The organism is Angelakisella massiliensis, from assembly GCF_900104675.1.
In the GTDB taxonomy this organism is placed as follows: domain Bacteria; phylum Bacillota; class Clostridia; order Oscillospirales; family Ruminococcaceae; genus Angelakisella; species Angelakisella massiliensis.
Genome location: NZ_LT629944.1, coordinates 561,171 through 581,654 on the forward strand (window position 1 = coordinate 561,171; position 20,484 = coordinate 581,654).

16 protein-coding genes and 1 pseudogene are annotated in these 20,484 nt (G+C 45.9%); 5 read left to right on the plus strand and 12 right to left on the minus strand.

Annotation, left to right across the window (positions count from 1 at the left end; genetic code table 11):
• Positions 1 to 27 precede the first annotated feature (27 nt).
• From BQ5383_RS03135 to BQ5383_RS03180, 10 genes are all read right to left on the minus strand, one after another.
• Positions 28 to 3,309 carry an AAA family ATPase gene (locus tag BQ5383_RS03135; RefSeq protein ID WP_071429289.1) on the minus strand — a complete coding sequence of 1,094 codons (3,282 nt, stop codon included), beginning with the start codon at positions 3,307 to 3,309 and terminating at the stop codon, positions 28 to 30.
• Positions 3,306 to 5,597 (minus strand): DEAD/DEAH box helicase, encoded by a 2,292-nt coding sequence (locus BQ5383_RS03140; RefSeq protein ID WP_071429938.1) that lies wholly within the window; start codon positions 5,595 to 5,597, stop codon positions 3,306 to 3,308. Before BQ5383_RS03140 ends, BQ5383_RS03135 begins: the two co-directional genes overlap by 4 nt.
• Positions 5,598 to 5,602: 5 nt before the next feature.
• On the minus strand, positions 5,603 to 5,950 hold the full coding sequence (locus tag BQ5383_RS03145) for a hypothetical protein (RefSeq protein ID WP_071429290.1): 348 nt from the start codon (positions 5,948 to 5,950) through the stop codon (positions 5,603 to 5,605).
• Positions 5,951 to 6,268: a nucleoside triphosphate pyrophosphohydrolase gene (locus tag BQ5383_RS03150; protein ID WP_071429291.1), complete on the minus strand. Its 318-nt coding sequence runs from the start codon at positions 6,266 to 6,268 to the stop codon at positions 5,951 to 5,953. It abuts the gene before it with no gap.
• Positions 6,269 to 6,320: 52 nt separating this feature from the next.
• Entirely contained in the window at positions 6,321 to 6,623 is a 303-nt protein-coding gene (locus tag BQ5383_RS03155) for a hypothetical protein (protein WP_071429292.1), read from the minus strand.
• A complete protein-coding gene (locus BQ5383_RS03160) occupies positions 6,623 to 7,573 on the minus strand; it encodes a PD-(D/E)XK motif protein (RefSeq protein WP_071429293.1) in 951 nt (316 codons plus the stop codon). Before BQ5383_RS03160 ends, BQ5383_RS03155 begins: the two co-directional genes overlap by 1 nt.
• Positions 7,573 to 9,738, minus strand: a complete 2,166-nt coding sequence (locus BQ5383_RS03165; protein ID WP_071429294.1) for a Z1 domain-containing protein — start codon at positions 9,736 to 9,738, stop codon at positions 7,573 to 7,575. The genes BQ5383_RS03160 and BQ5383_RS03165 overlap by 1 nt, the downstream gene beginning before the upstream one ends.
• 2 nt (positions 9,739 to 9,740) lie before the next feature.
• Positions 9,741 to 11,330 carry an ATP-binding protein gene (locus BQ5383_RS03170; protein ID WP_071429295.1) on the minus strand — a complete coding sequence of 530 codons (1,590 nt, stop codon included), beginning with the start codon at positions 11,328 to 11,330 and terminating at the stop codon, positions 9,741 to 9,743.
• Positions 11,323 to 12,759 carry a helix-turn-helix domain-containing protein gene (locus BQ5383_RS03175; RefSeq protein ID WP_076944432.1) on the minus strand — a complete coding sequence of 479 codons (1,437 nt, stop codon included), beginning with the start codon at positions 12,757 to 12,759 and terminating at the stop codon, positions 11,323 to 11,325. Before BQ5383_RS03175 ends, BQ5383_RS03170 begins: the two co-directional genes overlap by 8 nt.
• Before the next feature lie 95 nt (positions 12,760 to 12,854).
• Entirely contained in the window at positions 12,855 to 13,058 is a 204-nt protein-coding gene (locus BQ5383_RS03180) for a helix-turn-helix domain-containing protein (RefSeq protein WP_071429296.1), read from the minus strand.
• A gap of 479 nt (positions 13,059 to 13,537) precedes the next feature.
• Between BQ5383_RS03180 and BQ5383_RS21985 the strand changes: the two are divergent.
• Positions 13,538 to 13,720 (plus strand): annotated as a pseudogene (locus BQ5383_RS21985) (alpha/beta hydrolase-fold protein); the annotation flags it as partial.
• A 40-nt stretch (positions 13,721 to 13,760) separates the two neighbouring features.
• Here the strand turns inward: BQ5383_RS21985 and BQ5383_RS21435 are convergent.
• The gene (locus BQ5383_RS21435; protein WP_071429297.1) at positions 13,761 to 13,949 is read right to left on the minus strand and encodes a helix-turn-helix domain-containing protein; all 189 of its coding nucleotides are present in this window, start codon (positions 13,947 to 13,949) and stop codon (positions 13,761 to 13,763) included.
• Positions 13,950 to 14,460: 511 nt separating this feature from the next.
• Here BQ5383_RS21435 and BQ5383_RS03190 point away from each other — a divergent pair.
• Positions 14,461 to 15,417, plus strand: coding sequence for a diguanylate cyclase (locus tag BQ5383_RS03190; RefSeq protein WP_083389801.1), 957 nt, complete (start codon positions 14,461 to 14,463; stop codon positions 15,415 to 15,417).
• Positions 15,418 to 15,509: 92 nt separating this feature from the next.
• Positions 15,510 to 18,404, plus strand: coding sequence for an EAL domain-containing protein (locus tag BQ5383_RS03195; RefSeq protein ID WP_139193330.1), 2,895 nt, complete (start codon positions 15,510 to 15,512; stop codon positions 18,402 to 18,404).
• A 230-nt stretch (positions 18,405 to 18,634) separates the two neighbouring features.
• Here BQ5383_RS03195 and BQ5383_RS03200 read toward each other — a convergent pair whose 3' ends face one another.
• Positions 18,635 to 19,012: a hypothetical protein gene (locus tag BQ5383_RS03200; protein ID WP_139193331.1), complete on the minus strand. Its 378-nt coding sequence runs from the start codon at positions 19,010 to 19,012 to the stop codon at positions 18,635 to 18,637.
• Positions 19,013 to 19,247: 235 nt separating this feature from the next.
• On the opposite strand from BQ5383_RS03200, the gene BQ5383_RS03205 reads away from it, so the two are divergent.
• Positions 19,248 to 20,159 carry a helix-turn-helix transcriptional regulator gene (locus BQ5383_RS03205; RefSeq protein ID WP_071429944.1) on the plus strand — a complete coding sequence of 304 codons (912 nt, stop codon included), beginning with the start codon at positions 19,248 to 19,250 and terminating at the stop codon, positions 20,157 to 20,159.
• A 1-nt stretch (position 20,160) separates the two neighbouring features.
• Positions 20,161 to 20,484: a TfoX/Sxy family protein gene (locus BQ5383_RS03210; RefSeq protein ID WP_071429300.1), complete on the plus strand. Its 324-nt coding sequence runs from the start codon at positions 20,161 to 20,163 to the stop codon at positions 20,482 to 20,484.

A 20,484-nucleotide genomic window follows, 5' to 3' on the forward strand; every position in this document is an offset into this window, starting at 1 on the left:
AGTTCACCTCCCAATAGAATGTGCCAGTCAGAGATTCCGGTATACTTCCGCATCAAAGAAGGCATCCGGATTGATGCGGTATGTGGGGTTTACCTCAAATTCAAGATCTGTACCGAACAAGCTCTGAAGATTGGCTGTTTCAACCTTGAAAAATCGCTGATGTTCTGGACGCTTTTTATCTCCCAGCACCAGACAGATCTTCTCATAGTCGTCATAGAAGTACTCCTGCAGAAGCGGAACGACCTTATCCCGGAAGATTTCGCCCAGGGTCTGAATAGAGCGGGACTGACGCAGAGGGGTAAAGAAAGCGTGTCCCAGCGTATGCTCGCGGTCAAACAGAACCTCGATCCGGCGGTTCAGCGTCGTAAGCAAGTTGCTGATGGAAATGCCCTCTACCTCTACGCCATCCAGAACGCCACTGTCTGGCATCATTTCCACGAAACTAAACCGGCGGCGAAGGGCAGTATCCAACATAGCGATGGAACGGTCGGCCGTATTCATAGTGCCCAGCAGATAGACATTATCCGGAATTCCAAATACTTCGTGAGAATAGGGCAACTTGGCCTGCAATTCTTCGCTCCGCCCCAGCCGCTTGGACGGCTCAATTAGGGTGATGAGCTCGCCAAAAATTTTCGAGATGTTGCCGCGGTTAATTTCATCAATGATAAATACATAGGGCCCCTTGGTTCCCTTCGTCGGGGCCGAGCCGGAAAACCCGTTCTTGTTCAGAACATCTATCACAGTTGCAACCGTAGTATTGAGACGATAAACGGTGGACAATGTCAAACTCTTTTCCAGGCGGAATTCGGCAATTCCGATGTTTTTCCTTTGTACCAGCCATTTAACGGTTCGCAGCCGCTTATAATGCTCAAGCTCTGGATGCCATTCAGGTTCTCCGGTTACAACACCGATTGCATCAATGGAATGTGCGGTATAGCAGGAAAGAATAATATCTCCCAGCTGCATTCTGGACAAAAACGCGTTCAATACAGTTTTCCCGCCCACATGGTAGTCCATATCATCCGTGATGCTCTCCCCGTATTCATCCCATCCAATCCGAATGCAGCCATGCTCCATGCAGTAATCTCGAACCGGATTGTCTCCTGTGCTTGCAAGAGATACTTTCCAGATTGTTGGGTTCTCTGAGAAACCATAGGGGTTTTGATTGGGGTCTACTGCGGGGGGCTGTGCTGTCGCACAGAATTTTTTAAATACACCATCAGCAATCTCATAAGAGATGTCGCCAGAGTCCTCTTCTTTATCCTCTGCAAAAACCGGACGGATTCCCTCGATAAAGTCCTCGTAACCGAAGGACTGGTGGAAGGTCGTAAATTCGATCCGCCCATTCTGTCGGTACTGCCGGTATCGCTCCAACACCTTTTCGTGGTTTTCTGCCTGGACTTCTTCCAGCGATTTTCCCTCTATGATCGCCACAGCATAGTTGACCGTCTGGTAGGTCTTTCCCGTCCCGGGAGGGCCATAGAGAATCATATTCTTTGCAAACGGCATAGGATTGTTCCTCTCTTTCCGAAACAGAAGTTCCAGCGCATCTGCCAATTCATCACGGAGCTTCCAGGAGTATGTGCCAGGCTGATCCTGGAGAGCTGTGCGGCCTACAAACAGAATTGGCCACCATTTCTTATCATTGTTTTCGTTCTGAACCAGTGGGCAGCCTGTTTTTTCCTGTACTCTCCGGGCAAGCTGAACCATACTGCCGTTATAATGGGTAGAAGGACCTCCTAATTTCAGGCTCAACTGTTTGCAGGTTGTCTCTCCGCCTGCCTGTTGAATGGCTTTCAGAATCTGCAAATTTTCCACTGTGCAGATTGTTTTGTCCGCAAGAAGTTTTAACCACTGTTCTGCGCTGATCTCTGGATCATACTCTGACAAATTGGGCCAATAATCGCTTTTATGTAGCCGGCTTCCAAAGTAGATGATGTCATCGGTCAACAGGTGATGTTCAACATCCGGATAATATGTGCTTCCCAACTCTGATCGTTTTGTCTCGAATATGTTTAGCAGCTCGCTGTCCTGCTGGACGCAGGAAAGAACCTGGTTGGCAATCTCCTGGTAGGTAAGTACATTCTGGGTGTCTCCCATTTTGCAGTTGGCGCTTAAGCCCGTCTCTTCCAGAAACGCCTTGAGCTTACCGTATTGATAGAGAAAGCGTTGGCCTGGTTGCGCAAAAAACAGGTAGGTGCAGATGGTGCGGTCCCCTTGATAATGCTGCTTCATGCTTTCTTTGAACTGATACTTGGCTAACAGGGCATCTGCACTTTGCTTAAAGTTTTGGATTTGCTCAACAATATCTGCTCCGGGAGCCAGAAGCTGCTGAAACATAGAGCGGACCGTATCAGGCTCCTTTTCCGCAAAGAATGTGATCATCTTACAGGGAAACGAGTAATTGGTGTCCAGCAGATTTCTCGCCTGGGCCAAGGATTCCTTCAGCATTTCTGCAAAATCGGCTCTCTCTGGCTTCCAGTGCTCCTGAAAACACTGAACAGCCTTCCACTTATACGCTTCTTCCGGAAACCAGGCGGCAAAGGATTCCTTGTATTGGCTGACAACACGGCGGATGGGATCGGCAGACAGCTTCCACGCCGCCATATCCAGAATCCGATAATTTTTGAAAGAGAAATTGGCATCCCGGAAATCTTTGATTTTCCGGCAGTTCTCTATATAAGTTTCCAGCTTGCCACGGGATTTCAGTTCAATCCCCAGTGCCGCAAAAATATCCTCACTGCCCACATTGCTGTTGATGACAGGGAAAGTGAGCGGTTTTAAGCAGTGCAGTACCACAGAGGCTGCAGCGGCCTGCATCCCACGGAACGATTTCGTCAACACCGATGCGGCACGCTGGAACATCTCCTCATCGTCCGTCATATCCAGAAGATCCACGCACATTCTGATAAAAGCGCGCACGGATTGGATATCTGTCTTGCCATGGAACGAGTAAAAACCAGTACCAAACATTCCGATATGGCCTGTTCCGGAGACAGCTTTTTCCTGGTGCTTGTACACGCCAGCGTCCGCCCGGCTTTTCAGGTCATCAATCAGATGGTCCAATTCTTGTTTGCGAACCTTGGGCAGATGCGTTGCATGGACAGCTTCATGCTTTTTGTCATAACTGTGCCGCCATGTTCCAATGCACATGAGATAAATGGCATTGAGATCCTGGTAGTCCAGCGTAGCTTCATCCACATCACGATAAGCGGCCACAATCATACGCACCAGTTCATAGCTGCCGTCGTGTACATCCGGTGACAGTTCCGGAGTGCTTTTCAGCTTATTCAATATCTCTTGATTCATTTGAGGTCACCCTCCGTTTGTGCGACCTGCAACCGGCCATAATACTGCTCCAGCTTCTCGTCGCAAATCCGCTCGATTTCTTGCTTTTCCTCCCGGGTCAACTTCTTCCAGACAGATTCATCCACCTGAATCACGCCCAGAGTCTTGGTGTGATGAAGCATCTGCATATCTTCAAATCGCTTGAAGGGGTTTGACAGGATGTTCCGCTGGGCCTGGGCGACGGTATAGCCGCCCTTGGCGTAGATGCTGTTGGCCTTTTCCACCACCAGCCCAGCCGCCCGGCGGACCTCGTAGAACTCCCGGAAGTAGGTAACGATGTCGCTGAGTTTCACCCGTCCCTTGTCGTCGGCAAACAGCAGCATCGCCTTGAGCAGTACCGGCTTGTAGGAGTAGCTCATGTCCATCTGCCGCACCATGTCCAGAAACAGATCCTTGCGGTTGGAGTCGTCAATGAGGGTCCAGCCGTACTGCTGAGCATACTTCTGGAGAGTTTCCTCTTTGAAATACTTGAAGGTCCGGTGCTCGCTCATGGGTACCACCAGATCGGGCACCAGCAGGCCATCCCGGACATACCGCTCGATGGTCTCCGTCTGCACATCCACCCGGCGGACGAACTCCATCTGAGAGATCATCCCGGCGGCTTCCTCCTGCCAGTTGAAGATGTCCACCAGTTCGTAGTCCAAGGCGTCCACCGGCCAGTCAATGAGGGCATCCGGGCGTTCGCCCTTGTCATAAAGCCCCTGTTCGGCGGTCTTTTGCCCCTTGGTGCCCAGCACCAGGGCACCGGGCTTGTACTCCTTCAAGCGGAACAGACGGTGCATGGAGTAGGGCATGTTGTACTGGCTGGCGTTGTCCACGAAGTCAAACACCATCAAGCTCTCCTTGCCGGGGGACAGCCGCATCCCGCGGCCCAGCTGCTGGGTATAGAGTACTTTGGACATGGTGGGTCGGGCCATGAACAGCACTTCTGTGGCCGGGCAATCCCAGCCCTCGTTGAGCAGGTCACAAGCGCATAGTACCTTGGTCTCGCCCTTCTCAAACCGGGCCAGCACTTCCCGGCGGTCACTGGCCTTTACCTCGCCGGACACCGCCTCGGCGGCCACACCGGCGTCGTGGAGCCGCCCGGCGATCTCCTGGGCGTGCTTGACGGAGGCACAGAAGATGACGGTCCGCTTGTCCTTCACATACTGGAGCCAGGTGTCCACGATGAGCTGGTTGCGCTCCGGGACATAGATCTTGCTCTCCAGATCCCGGATGTTGTACTGGACGCTGTTGAACCGCACTTTGGTCAGGTCGATGTTGGTGTGGATGCGGATGCACCGTACCGGCACCAGCTCGCCAATCTCCACGGCGGTCTGGATATCCAACTTGTGGGCGGTGTTCTTGAAAATGTCCAGGATATTCTTATCGTCGGCCCGTTCCGGCGTAGCGGTCAGGCCCAGGGTAAATTCCGGTGTGAAGTAGGACAGAACCCTCTGGTATGTATCGGCGGAGGCGTGGTGGGCCTCGTCTACGATGATGTAGCCGAAGTCATCGGGCTTGAACCGTTCCAGATTCAGCGCCACGCTCTGGATGCTGCCGCAGACTACAAAGGCGTTGCCTTGCTTCATGCTCTCCACATAGCGGCCCACCGTGGCTCGGGGCCACAGCTCCCGGAAGGTCTTGGTAGCCTGATCCACCAGTTCTACCGTGTGGGCCAGGAACAGCGTCCGCTTGCCAAACCGCTTGGCATCCATAACGGCGGTCACCGTTTTGCCAGTACCGGTGGCGTGGTAGAGCAGGGCGATGGTCTCGAAGTTGCAGCGCATCTTCTCCAAAGCCGCCAGTGCCTGCTTCTGGTGTTCCTTCAGCTCCAACTGGGAGCCGTCCAGAGACTTGCCTCGCTGGGTGGGGATGTAGTCCTCGATCTCTTTGAAACTGGGATGCTGGCCCAGAAAAACCCGCAGTTCGTCCTTCACGGTCTCCGGCTGCTGCTGTATCTGCCGTACCGCCCAGCGGTACACATCCCAGCCCAGGTAGATCATACTGTTCTGCTTGAGCAGATCATCGCAGAACTTGTTCTGAGAGACCAGCTTGGGGTTGTGGGACGCCTCGTCGTCGATCTCAATGGCCACCTTCCGCCCACCGTTTTCGATCAGAAAGTCGGCAAACCGGCTGTTCTGGTAAATGTCGGAGAAGGGGTACTGGGAGTAGAGATAGCCGGCCTTCTCAGCGCCGAAGGTGTCGGAGAACAGTTCAATGAACAGATCCTCGGCACTGCTGCCGGAGGCGGAGCGGTAGGTAGGCATGGAGGTCACCTCGGTTTCCTGTTAAGATATGTATCTGTAATCTTCCCAAGATCCGCTAATCGGGATTCAATGGCACCTTTGCTTCTGCCATGCTCCTTGGCGATTGCAGAAGTTGTCATTCCTGAGTCAAATTCATCCAGCAGTTTTTCTTCCTCAATATCTGTCCATGGTTTTCCGGCATTTCGGGGCAGACTTTTTTTCTTGGGCGGAGGAATCACATTCAAAATTTCATGAAAGGCTCGAATCATTTCAGGCTGATTGCATATATGGTTTTGGGGTAAAAGTTCTCCAGTGAATGGATCAATGCCATCAGCTAAAGCAGATAATAGCTCTTTTGCTTTTACAATATCCATTTAGCAATCCTCCTTTACTCCCTTCAGCAGGATCTTCTTCTCGAATCCGCCCCGTTTGGCAGCCTTGTCCGACCGCACCTGCTCCAATTCTTCCAGCGTCCAGCCGCGGGCCTTCACGACCGCCTGCATGACCTCCAGAAGGTCGGCAAGTTCTTCCAGGGATTTGCTCTCCTGGTATTCCGCTAATTCCTCATTTAGCTTCTGGTCCAGGAGATACAGGTAGTGCTCGTCAGAAAGCGTTTCGCAGACACAGGTTTTCCCATCGGCTTTGATAATTTCTGGAATACGGTCACGGACAAGTTTATTGTATTGTTTCATAGCAAAAGTCCCCCCTATTATGCTGCGACGAAATCTCTATTTTCCAAGTTGTTTACAGATATTTTTCTTTAAGAATCTTTGCAACACGTATGTGAGCAATATTTGAACTTCTATACAGTTCCTCCACAATTTCAGGAACAGTTCGATTTTCATAGATGCCTTTATTTTCTTTTTCGGTGTCAATTCCGTAATAATTTAAAAATGTCTTACTCAACCATCCGTGGTATGCATCAGTACGAAATAATTTTTGTTCTATCCCGGTCAAACTTAGGCCCTGAAAGAGATAGTAGTATATAATTTCTGGTATCAGATCATTAATATTTCTATGGTCAAATAAATCATATGTTTTAAACATTAATCATCCTCCTTAATCCAATTGATTAGTTCTTCTTCTGCAAATGTTGGAACGGTATCTAAGCAACAATCATATTCTGCATTAAATACGCCTTCAGGGGTTTTCTCGTTAAAGTGAGGAACATTTTTAGCATCAAAATACCGCAAATTTTCTTTCATGTAGATTTCATCGTATTTAATGCCATAAAGCATGTCTTTGTCGACATTTGCAATTGCTGTTTCAACATGCATAAGTAAGATAAAATTGTCAACATATTTATCGCGAATTTTATCGACTAATTCTTGAAGAGATAATCCAAAGTCACTCTTACGAAACATAACAGACACAATTTTGATGTCATATAATTCGCTGAGGAGTTGGTCATGCTTAAAATGATGTACACGGGTAGGCTTCAAAGTGGATTTTATTTCCAATCTTTTGTTCTCTGTAAAAGAGAAATCAAATTTCATTCTATTGCGAGACTGCCAAAATTTAGCTATATTGCAACCGGCCTCTCCTAAATACAAAATCGTATATAGTTCCGCAAAAAGGCCCTGAAGTTCTGATTCAGATACTTTTCTCTCTTTATCAAACAATGCTGAGATAACTGAAAATAACTTTGCTAAATAAAGTTGATCTTCATCAAATTCACTTTGAGAAAATGCTTTTGTTAATCGAATAAATGCCAGTATATTTTCTTCGTCTTTTTCTTTGCATGTGAATAGATGCACTATCCTTGTAACGATTTTATCTTCGCTTTTGAAAACACATTTTTTATTAAAAGCAAATCTTAGAGAACGCGTTTCCTGACATATCGGCATAACTTTTGTGACTCGTGAAGGAATCATAAAGACTACATTGTTATTATAATCTTTTCCAAAATAGCATGTGTTGTCAACTAAAAACACTTCATACGGTTGGTCAGTTATATGTTTATCCTGTAATGCTTTTAATATCTCTCGAATTTCCATCACGCTCTCACCACCAGTTTCTCCAATTCACATGCACAGTTTTCTGGAATATATATTGCTAATGTAGGGGCATAAAAGTTTATTTCAGGTCGGTTAGTTGGTTTAACAAAGTGAATTTGCAACTGAATATGTTCCGGTTGTTTATCTGCAAGACTACGATCTCCTTCATAATATAAGGCACTGGATACATTTGGATTTCGGCCCTGAAATAGCTGGTCAATTGAATTATCATCATTAATTTTACGTGTAGAGTGTTTTGTATCCCGTACCCAATAAACATCAACGGGTGTATTCAGGTTTAATTTCAAAAAAGCTTCGTCTAAAAGCGTAAAATATCGTTTATTAAGTATTTCTCCTTCAACATATTCCAATTTTGATAGAAGTTCGCCGAAAAGTACATGGTAATCTTGTTCACATAGCACAGCATGAATTTGAACATCGTTGTGGTGCTCAAATGCAATTTTTTTACTATACTTTCTTCTAAAAGAATCAATAGTAGTTGTATTATTTTCCACTTTCTGCTTATCAAGCATAAAGTATTTTTGCGGCTTCCACTCAGACAATGCAAAATTTTCGGTTTTAGCAACATTCGCACGGGTTAATCTAAGGAAAGCACTTCGTGCAAGTTTAAAAATTCTCGGCATTTCCTTAAATGGAATTCCTCGCTCCTGTGCCCGTTCAATAGATGCCCACATATCCTCATCATGTTCAAGAATGCTGGTAAAGTCATCTTTTATATCCTTAGTTGTAAAAACACGACACACATCAAGATAGCGAGATTTATATCCAAACCACCGTGCTCGTTGTTCTGTATTGTCAACATTACTCTTACCTTTTGCGCGTCTTGTAATGTAAGTAACTGCGAGTCCTTTAATTGTTATACCACGTTCAACAAGATTCCCGCCGACAAAGATATTTGTTTTGTAATGCTCAGAATTTTCGCTGGCGTTTTCATCACTATTACATACAAGGACTGGAGAACAAGCTTTGATCCGATATAGGATCTCATTTTCAATTTCCTCAAACGGCAAACAGATGACTCCGTCAGACACAAAATTGTCATATGCCTCAACAAGTTGTTTCCGGAGAGATATATAAGAAATATCGCGGTGTCCAGCAAGTTTCGTCTTTGCTTTTGATTTCCAGTCATCAAGAATGGATTGTATTTTCACCTCAACAATTTTGTGATCATACTTTTTCTGGCTGGGGTGTATTAGCATTGCGTGATCCCCCATATCACCTCGACTTTTACGAATGGCGTTCCCTACAAAAAACATTGCCATTGCTTTATACACCGATGGTGGAACCCCAGTTCCATCAAGAAGATTTGGTTCCTTTGCCGGAATTTCATATACATATTTGTCACAATCTTCTCCGTGAAAGGTTTGTAGGCCACAATATCCCTCTCCCGGGTAAACAAGTTCTCCAAAATCAGGAGAAAGCGTATCAAATGTTTCTATAAGAATGTTAGCCTGCGGAGTAGCTGTAACAGACAGGAAACAGTGGCTTTTTAGCTTGTTTTTTAGATTTAAAACAGAGCCATATGTTTTGCTAATAGAATTCTTGTAAGCGCGCGTATTGAGGGTTGCCTGGTCGCCCTCATCATCAATAATCAGCACAGACTTGCTCGCTAAATAGGAATTTTCAAATATCTCCGCTATCTGATCAATATGCTTGTTATGTTTTAGCCCAACAATAATTACTTTATGTCCATTTTCAAGGAAATCTTTAATACGAGCTGGATTAATTAATGTCTTATTGTCATTTGTTTTTAACACAGTGAGCTTTTCTGAGTCTACATTAAATGCAGACTTAATTCTGGTCGCATTCTGTTTTAGAAGATCGAGTGTATTTCCGCCTAAAACAATAGCAATGTCATATCCATTATCAAATGCCAGCGCAAGCACAGAGATAAAATTTGATGTTTTACCACTCTGCACCTTACCGATGACTATTCCTGTTTCTGCAATTTCCTCATGAATATTAGGGTTTGGGCAATGGCTAAGAATTCGAACAGCGTTGCAGAATACCGCATTTATAGCGTCAAGGCTCATGTCATCTGCGAGCATTCTTTTCTCGACATTTGAGCGAAAATATCCATCGACTGAAATGCTCCAAGTTTTAGGCTCTTCACTATCGCAGACAGTAAGCCACTTATCCACCATTACTATTCATCTCCTTTGCGTACAGATTCAAGTATTTCATTCATTTTAAGGCGAATTGCAGACGGCTCAATTCGACCATCTGGAGAAACCGTCATTGACTCTATTTCGGCCAATACAAGTGCAATGGACATCCGCATCATAATTGGCATGAACTCTCGTTTTTCAATGAGTGGTTTGAAAAAGGAATGACGCATATTGATAGAGAGTGTATATTCATTTTCGCCATCAGCTTCCACAAGCAACCAATCCATTGTAGGGTCACTCATATCAAAAATAATATGAAAAAGATATTCTATGTGTTTATACATAAAACGATAATTGACATGATTTCCACCCTCAATAGTCACTCCGTCATCACTTGGCGTAACTACCTCTTCTTGTGAAGAGTTCTCTTGTTGCAAATCTGTCAATTTTTCTTGAATAGCTTTTTTAGCCGGATTTTGAGGTTGGTTGGGTTCCTCTTCAACAATTTCGATTTGTAGATTTTGAACTAGACCAGAGCCAGAAAGGTCTTGTGTTGCCAAGTGTACAAGGTCTTTTGTATGAATTTTTTCTCGCACACGAATACTTTCTGCCTTGCGACGATAGTCTTGTGTAAAATTCTGCAGTGCCTCGATAAATGCTTCCTCTAAACCACTATTGTGCCAGTCAAAGTTGTCTTTTGCCTGTGTAACAGGCCAATTATCCATATGCAGTTCTCCGTATAGTCTCTGCCATGCATAAGAATTTGCATCACCAAATAATTCAACTGGACGATAATTTTTTTCAGATCCTCCAACAATCACTCTTCCTCGCCGAATAAGAGTAAAACCAGCATCTTTCACACTACCTGGAATTCGGATTGCAATAAATCCAGACACATGCAAATCTTTACCTTCATGATTGACAGTAAATTCTATTTCTTTTTTCCACGCTTTGTTCTGCCCGTTAATATTTTCAACAAAAACAGGTGCTTCTTTAAATTGAAGTAAAGTGCCATTGTAAAATATTTTAACTAATCCAGATCTAATGTCTTCTCGATAGATGCTGCTAAGAAGTTCTTTTACCTTACCAACTGTTCTAGGGCCAACTATACGTTTATTTAGTTTCTTAATTACAATTTTTGTGTAGTGTTCTTTGGCGCTAACTAAATCTTCTCGTACATCAATCTCTTCTGTTTTGTATTTTCCAAGATCGTCAATGTTAATCTCAGTATAATACTTATTTCTTGATCCAAGTTGCGTTGATTCAACTGACCAAACAGATCCGAACCAACAAGCCGCAGTTTTAAGCCCCATTCCAAATTCGTTTCGGCCTGTCGTTTTCTGAGGCGGCCTATCGAGAACTACAGCTCGTTGAAAGTCTGACCATTCCATACCATATGCATCATCATAGATTTCAATGGAATCACCCATATCCTTGTCTTCGATATAGTCAATAGTTATCCGAAGTCCCTTTGCATATTTTTGCGACATAAGTTCATTTTTGTGATCGAAAAAACTCTGCGTAGAATTGTCAACAAACTCGGCAATAGCAGTCCAAGGTTGATAGCTAAGCCGTTTATATGTAGCATAGACACCGCTTGTTGGCCTGATATTTAGTTTTTTAGCCATCAAAGTCACCATCCCATCCGTCGTTCGCTAATGCAAACAGGCGTTCCCCTAAAATTTTCAACACACGAACATTTACTGAGTTTCCGAGTTGTTTATACTGTGTAGCATCTGTACCACGGAACTTAAATCCGCCATGAAAGCTTTGCAAATTTGCAGCTTCTCTGGGAGTTAATTTCCTAAAATGATTCTTCTTTCTGTCCCAAATAATAGGAGTATTTACAATAGCGACAAGGGAGGGATAGAATGTAGGACGCTTTGCACGGATTCCTGATTGACGAATTTGTATTAGACAATCATGGATATCGGAGACATCTGCACCACAATTCCATTCAAATTTTTTGAATAATTTAATTCTATTTAGCATGTCATACTTTTGAATCCAGTTATCAATAAAAATTCTATTGTCTAAATACAGCTTTCTATTTCGTTCCAAAAAATTTTTCTTCCATTTGGGCATATCGCCATATCCTTGTGCTTGGAAAACGGCCTGATCATCATCAATCCCTACGCCAAAACTATCTATCCAGATAGGAAATCCAATCACCTTAATCCCTGTGCCAATTCTAAATTCATCCCATGCGAAAATCATCTTTTCCTGCTCTTCAGAGATCATATAAGAGTCATCAACATTTTCTTCCAGTATTGTCCATGCATCCCCCATCTTACACTTTCGAAGATACTTTTCTAAGTGTAAGTCAGTTTTATGAATAAATCCGTTGCTTAGAATTTTCTCATTTCGAATATCCTTCCGAATCCCAAGTATATATACTCTTTCACGAATTTGAGGAATTCCGAAATCTGAAGGAGAGAGGATAAGTGGTTCTTCTGTAATATAGAAATTGCGTTGCATCAATTCGGATGTAATAATGCCCCAATTCTCAGTCTTGTCCGCTAAATTTCGAACATTTTCAAGAATAATAAACTTGACTTCTGGATGCGCATCGAGAATGTTCATTATTGTATAAAATAGATTGCCACGTTTTTTATCCTGAAAGCCCTTTTGGGCGCCAGCTTTACTAAACGGTTGGCATGGAAACCCAGCACACAAGACATCAAACGGCGCAATAGTTAACGGATCTATTTCTGTTACATCTCGGCGAATTTCTTTTTCTTGGGTATGATAATTAAGTTGGTATGTTTTCCTACATTCCTCATTAATCTCAGCTGCCATAACACATTCGCCACCCAGATACCTCATTGCCTGATGAAAACCGCCAATACCAGCAAACAGATCCACAAATCTAAATCGTTTTTTACCAGGAGCCTCTTTATTTGTGCGACGATCTGCTGGTTTTTTTGCATCTTCAGGAATATACCATCTGTTACCATCCCTCACTGCACCTTTGATGCGCCCTTTTTTACAGAGTATAGTAACCCAAGTAACAGAAACCCCCCATTTTTGAGCAATTTCCTTTGTAGTCAATAGCATTGTTTCACTCACCTTATTATAGTTAACAATAACGTCTCCGTTTTTAAATTCTGTTCATTCTATCGCATTAATTGTCCAAAATAGTGGTCTCATTTTCAATCGGGTACAATCTCCACAATGTCCTCTATTTGGCAATTTAACGCCATGCAAATTTTTAAAAGTATTTCTGTGCTAACATGACCATTTCGACCCATTTTGGTGACTGAGGCAGGACTAATGCCTGCTTTCACACACAGATCTTTTTTCTTCATGTCTTTGTCGATAAGAAGTTTCCAAAGCTTTTTATAGCTAACCGCCATAACAAGATTCCTCCACGCCAATATGCAAAATGCCCTGCCAGACGGCAGAGCATTTTGGAGATTGCAGCTATGCCGCCAAGGTCTCTTCCAACACCTGACAGCGTTGTGTATAATAATAGCATATTCAGCAGAAATACGCAAGAAAATCATGCATTCGCATGATTTTTAGTTTCTTTACAACAGGGGCCTATGTAACTTTCATGTCTCGCATCTATTGCATCCAAAGACTCTTTGCTGTAAAATAATTTGACTTTCAACGGTTATCAATCGTTAAAGTGAAAATTGGGGGAAGCAAAATGCCAACCTTCACAATAGACGGCAAAAGAATATCTGTTTTCCCAGGGGGCAAAGTCGGAGGGCCAGCAATCTACCTACATACCTTTTCCGATGAAGGTCAGAAGGTATTTGCGGCCACGCAGGCATCCGATTGTCCGCCGTTTACCTTGGTGGCTATCAGTGATCTGGACTGGAACCACGATATGGTTCCCTGGAACAGTCCGCCTGCTTTCAAAAATGCTGAGCCCTGCACTGGTGGTGCGGACGACTACCTGCGTCTCCTCACCGAGGAGATTATTCCAGCGGCAGAGAAGGCGATTGATGAAGTCCCTTGTTGGAGAGGGATTGCCGGGTACTCTCTGGCGGGGCTGTTTGCCCTGTATGCGATCTACCAGACGGATCTATTTTCTCGGATGGGCAGTATGTCTAGCTCTCTCTGGTTTCCCAGAATGAAGGACTATAATCCGCCAATTTCAGCAGGTGGACCACCGGGATGGTCTGAAACCCACGCTCATAACGGGAATAAACGGTCTGGCTGATTCCCAGAATTTCCGCCACATCCTCCTGCCGCAGGTCTTTATCTTCACGCAGATCTTTCAGTCTTTGAAAATACACACAGCCCACCGCCTTTGCTTATTTATACGATCAGCGATAACACATCTTCCTGTCAGGAGGCTTGTGGAAAAACTGATAGGTGCTAAGAAGGCCTTGGGTGGAACTGTTTCAGCAAAGCCCCTTCCATATACTGGGAAATGAGCATAGCAGCTAAAAATACAAACTATTTCTGTTTTGACAGGAACTAACTGCGATAAAATCAGTGATTTGGACATTTGTGACTCTCTTTGACCTCTGATATAAGAAACTTTCAGCCAGAAACAACCTGCTTCCATGCCATGTATGGGGGCTGTTTTTTTATATGTTCCTATTCGGCTTAAAGTTTTCTTTTGAAAATCAAAAGATACCATATTGTGCAAACTGGGCATAAATGGTAGAATGTATATAATAGTATCTTATCCGATCAAAACATCAGCGCAGGATCAAAAACAAGAGAGGTGCCATAGTCACATCGGTGATGGCGAGAGAAAATGCATTGCATTTATTTTCCTCAAAGGAGCTGTGAGTGAATATGATGGATTTCAATCTGTTTACCCAACAAATGTGGCACACCTATTTTGCGGATATGAACGAAGACGGAACACATCCCATTCAAAATTTCATTGATCCGACTTGCACAATTATCGGAACCGGCAAGCACGAAATCTACCAAACCGCACAGGATTTTCAAGCCGCTATGTACAAAGAATTTGCTGAGCGCAACAACATTCAGTTTCAGTTCCGGGATTTTTGGTGCGATTCGGTTTTGCTGTCAGAAGACCTTTGCCTGGTACATGGAGAAATCTATATTTACTGGGAAAGCGAAGACCAGGAAACCACCATTGATATGGACAGCCGATTTTCCATGGTGTACCGCCGCAGAGAGGACGGATGGAAAATCATTCACATTCATCACTCACTGCCCAATATGGAGCAGGCTGATGGAGAGTACTATCCCAAAACTCTTCTGAGCCAATTCAATGAAAAAATGGAAAAGATGGAATATCTGCGCATATTGGCTGAGAGAGATGGGCTGACCGGATTAATAAACTACCGCACCTTTCAGGAACGTTATAAGCAATATGTAGATACCAATCTCTTCTGTTGGCTCTTCATCATTGATGTAGACCGATTCAAGGATATCAACGACACCTTTGGCCATATGTCAGGAAATCATGTGCTCAAAAAGATGGCTGTGACGCTCAATAAGATGGTGCGCTTTTCCGACATCGTATGCCGAATGGGAGGGGATGAGTTTGTCCTTCTCTGCAGCGGCATTGAAAGCGAGGAACAGGCACAAACCTTCGTACAGATCATAAAAAAGGCCATTGCAGACGCTGGAAAAGACGAAAAAGCCTGGACAAGCATTTCCATTGGAAAAGCAAGACTGTCTGCCGCCGACAAGCTGGAAGATATTATTGAGGCGGCAGATATCGATCTGTATCACGACAAGAAGAATCACCGCCACTGTCTGTCCCAGCAAATTTAATGTGCAAACAAGCATCACCTCAGAACATATTTGCTTTGTTACAAATGGATCATCATAGCTATACAGCTATTTAAGAGAGGATCTGTATTATCGTGAAACGAATAGGACAGTTAGTATGGATCATATTAACTGTATGTATCGCAGGCTCTATGATTTCCATCGCGTGGGGGGATTCAGACGGGCGTACCGTGGTGCGTGTGGGATTTCCCATCCAGCACGGTATTTCCTATCTGGATGAAAACGGAGAGTACGCCGGGTATATGATCGACTATTTGGAATACCTCAGTCTGTATACAAACTGGGATTATGAATTTGTAACAGTCGAGGGGGATACCAATACACAAATCAACACCTTGATGCAGATGCTGATGACCGGCAAGATTGACATGATGGGAACCATGAACTATCTCCCGGAGCTGGAGGAATATTTTCTTTATCCCAGCTACAGCTATGGAACCACCTACACATCTCTGACGGTTCTGGAGGATTCCACCAAGTGGGCGGAAGAGGATTTTTCCTCTTGGGATGGGATGATCGTTGCATCGGCTCCACAACTCTCCCAACGCATGGAAGATCTGGCACAGTATGCGGACTTGAATCATTTTACTTATACAGTCAAGGAGTACCCTTCCATTTCAGACGCACTCCAGGGGGTACGGATGGGCGAAGCCGATGCTGTTCTCCAGGTTGACATGGCAATTATGGATGACTTCCGCACCATTGCACGATTTTCTCCCAATCCCTACTACTTTGCGCTGTATAAGGGGAACCAGTCTTTGCTCCAGCCCCTCAATAATGCGCTGTACCAGATAAGCCGGGCCTATCCTTATTTGCAAAACGAGCTTTACGATGAGTACTTTCACTCCAGCAGCCGCTTTGTCATATCGGAGCAGGACAGGCAGTATATCCAGGATTTGGGGACATTGAAGGTTGCTTTCTGCGATGGAAATGCACCGCTGCAATATGTCCGGGATGGAAAAATAGATGGAATGGCTGCCAGCTACTTTGCCGCCCTGGCAAAAGCAACCGGGCTGCAATATGAACCTGTTATCGTACAGTCCTGTGAGGATGGCATCAGGCTCATCCAACAAGAACAGGTGGACCTGATTGCCTGTGCCGCCAGCACCTCAAGTTATATTACAGTGGACGGTATCCAGTTCACCCTGCCTTATTTCAGCGGAAGCAGTTTGCTTGTTTCAGGGCCATCCGCCGATGCCCCATGGGATAATGAAAATTCCCAGCGTTTTTATACAAATACCCAGTTTGTGTTTAACAAGCTGAGATCCGGAGATATAGGCCATAGCCGTCTGGATTCCTATTCCATAAACTATTACCTTCAAAAACAAGAGCTTTATGAAAATCTTTCTGTTGATTGGTCCAGTGACAAAAATGTATCCTACTGTATAGGCGTGACCGGTCATGTTCCAGGCAATTTGCTGTCCATTTTAAATCGCTATATTGGCTCTGTTTCAGAAACAGAAAGCCAAAATATGTTCTATAAAGCCATGTCTGCAAAAGTGATCTATACCCCCAGAGAATGGCTGTATGTGCATCGTTTTCATCTGCTGTCCGCATTTATTGTCCTGCTGTTGTGTCTGTGCCTGTATTTCTTATATCACAGCATTAAGAAAAACCGCCAGGAAGCAAGCCGTACCCAGCAGCAGTTGGATCAGCTGTCCCGGTATGACAATCTGACGGGCGCATATAACGGCGGGGAATTCCGCTTGCTGCTTACCCAGGCTTGCGCTCAAAAAATTCCCCTGATGCTGGTGGCTCTGAACATCAGGAACTTCAAGTATATCAACGAGACCTACGGTCTTTCCATCGCCGACGAATTCCTGTGCCGCATCAAGCATTGTCTGGATATGATCTGCCGTCCGGGAGAATTTTTCTGCCGGCAGTCAGCAGATATCTTTTTCCTTGCCTTGGGAGAAAATCAGGAGGAGCCTGCCACAGAACGTATTCACGCCCTTCTGGAGCTGATCCAGAAAGAGGCATCCCCCCTGCTGGGAGAATATTCTGTCTCTGTCTATTGCGGCTGCGTACTGACTGCGGCGCCTCCCGAGCCATTCTCAGCCCCTGCCAAGCATAACTACATGATGGCCGCCTTGGCACAGGCAAAAAAGGATAAAAAGCAGTCTATCTGCATCTACGACGAAAGCCTCCATGATACTGAGCAGATGCGGCTCTACATAGAAAGCCATATGCAGCGCGCCTTGGAACAGGGCGAATTCTGTATGTATCTGCAGCCGAAAATGGATCTGCATACGGGCCTGCTGACAGGCGCTGAAGCCTTGGTGCGCTGGCAGAGCAAGGACAAAGGTATGCTCTTTCCAAATCAGTTTATTCCTTTGTTTGAGGAAAACGGCTTCTGCGTACAGCTGGATCTCTATATGGTAGAGCAGGCATGCAAACAGCTGCGACAATGGATGGATGAAGGAATCACACCAATGAATATATCCGTTAATCAGACCAGGCTGCTGTTTGCCAGCGAGGGATATGTGGAAAAACTATTGGCCATTACAGGAAAATATCACATCTCTCCCCGCTACATCACTCTGGAGATCCTGGAAAATCTGGCTTTGGAGCATATGGATCAGGTCAACGACTGTATTACCCAGCTGCGGGCTGCTGGATTCCGCATTTCCATGGATGACTTTGGAAGCGGCTACTCCTCACTCAACACTCTGGGACGGCTGAAAATTGACGAGTTAAAGCTGGACCGCCTGTTTTTGATGGGCGTTGCCAAGGACACAGAAGGCACCCAGCGAAAAATCATGGCTTCCATCCTGGAGCTGGCCAAACAGCTGAATATCAGCACGGTGGCTGAGGGAGTGGAAACCCAGGAAAATGAGCAGATGATGGCCCAACTTTCCTGCAACTATGGTCAGGGATACTATTATAGCCGTCCTTTGACCACGGCCGATTTTAAACGGGACTTTCTGATGCCTTACTCCATGCAGATGGCAGGCGCGATTTCTTCATAATTAAAAATAAATGGCCCTGCCTGATCCGAACAAATGGCTGACATTTGCTTGGATCAGACAGGGCTGTTTGATGTCCAAAATCCTTGAAACAAAAAGGGATTCAGGCTTTTTATATTTGTTCAAACCGCCAGCGGGGAACTGCATTTTTTCTCTTCCCTTTGAGGAGAATAATTTTCCCCGCTGTCCTTTTTTATCCCCCGTGAGAAAAAACTATGCCTGATGGGCAGAAATCAAATCATTTCCCCGGAGAATTCTGCCTCCAGCTGCTCTTTCGGACGGCCAATGTACTGCCGGGATTTCTGGAGACGCAGCTCCATGTCCGCAATTTTCTTCTGAATATGCCCGCGGCTTTCTCCCCTGTTGGTGTGCAGAAAAAAATAGTATCTTTCCTGTAATGTCTCTGCTTTGGGCGGGAATGTAATGGTCCTGTTCCCGATTTGGTTGCCTTCCAGCTCATTGCGGGAGATCTCATCCTCCATAACCGCCATATAGAGCGCATATCGGGTGAATTCCCTCAGGGGCATACGAATTTTCCGGCGCCAGCAGACAGCAGCTCCAGCCACAACCGTCAGGCCGCTCAGGACTGCAATTTTATGAACTGTCTTCATATTTCTCTCTCCTTCTTTTTCAGTGAAACGGCGAAAATTCCCAGCGCTGTGCCCATCCCAGGTATATCCGTTCACACCGACAGTGAGATCTGTCACAGGCTTTCCCATGGCAGCGCCCTTCGTTTTTCTATTGTATGAAAAAGTGAGCAAAAGCGCAAGGCAAGGAAAACATGACATACAGTTGTCCTGTTCCTATGGTATAATACAGAAAAAGTCAGCAAAGGCGGTGATTTCCATGAAGATGGAACGGCTCATCGGCATCCTGTCCATCCTGCTCCAAAGGGAAAAGATCACCGCCCCGGAGCTGGCGGCACAGTTCGAGGTATCCCGCCGTACCATCCAGCGGGACATCGAATCCCTCTGCCGGGCGGGCATCCCCATCTCCACCACCCAGGGCACAGGGGGCGGTATCTCCATCATGGAGGGCTACCGGGTGGACCGCACTGTGCTCACCGGGCCGGAAATGCAGGCTATTCTGGCGGGACTGCGGAGTCTGGACAGCGTCAGCGGTACCCGGCGCTATGCCCAGCTGATGGAGAAGCTGTCCGCTGGGACAGGCAGGCTGATACCCGGCGGCGCCCATATGCTCATCGACCTCTCCTCCTGGTACAAGACCAGCCTGCCGCCGAAAATTGAGTTGATCCAGGGGGCCATGGAACAGCAGCGCACCATTTGCTTTCGCTACTTTTCTCCCAAAGAGGAATCAGTGCGCACCATCGAACCTTGCTATCTGGTGTTCCACTGGTCTGATTGGTATGTGTGGGGCTGGTGCCGGATGCGGGAGGATTTCCGCCTGTTTAAACTAAACCGTATGACGGAGCTGACCATCGGCGAGCCCTTCGCCCCTCGCTGCGCGCCGCTGCCGGACCTTACGCCGGAACGGATCTTTCCTGTAAAATACCAGGTCACCGTTCTCTTTGATCCCGCCTGCCGCTGGCGGCTGGTGGAGGAGTACGGGGCAGACCGCTTCACCGTGGAACCGGACGGCCGGCTGCGCTTTACCGGCGGCTTTCCAGACGCGGACAGCGTGCTCAGCTGGGTTCTCACCTTTGGGGACAAGGCGGAGCTGCTGGAACCGGAAGAATTGCGGCAGCAGCTTGGAGATTTGACCAAAACATTGGCCCACCGTTACCAAGGGAGGAATTGACATGGCGTCTCATCCGGATTTTGTCAACTATGTAGCCGAGCAGCTGCGGGAAGCCGGAGCCATCCGCAGCCGGAAAATGTTCGGCGAATACGGCCTTTACTGCGACGATGTCTTTTTCGCCGTCATCTGTGACGATCAGCTTTTTGTAAAAGTCACCCCCCAGGGCGAAGCCGCATTCCCCCATCTGCCCAAGGCTCCTCCTTATGAGGGGGCCAAGGATTCCTTTCTGGTGGAGGATGTGGAGGACCGGGAGCAGATGACAAAGCTGACACGCATCACCTGCGATGCTCTGCGAAGCACACCCTCAAAAAAGCGGAGGAAATGA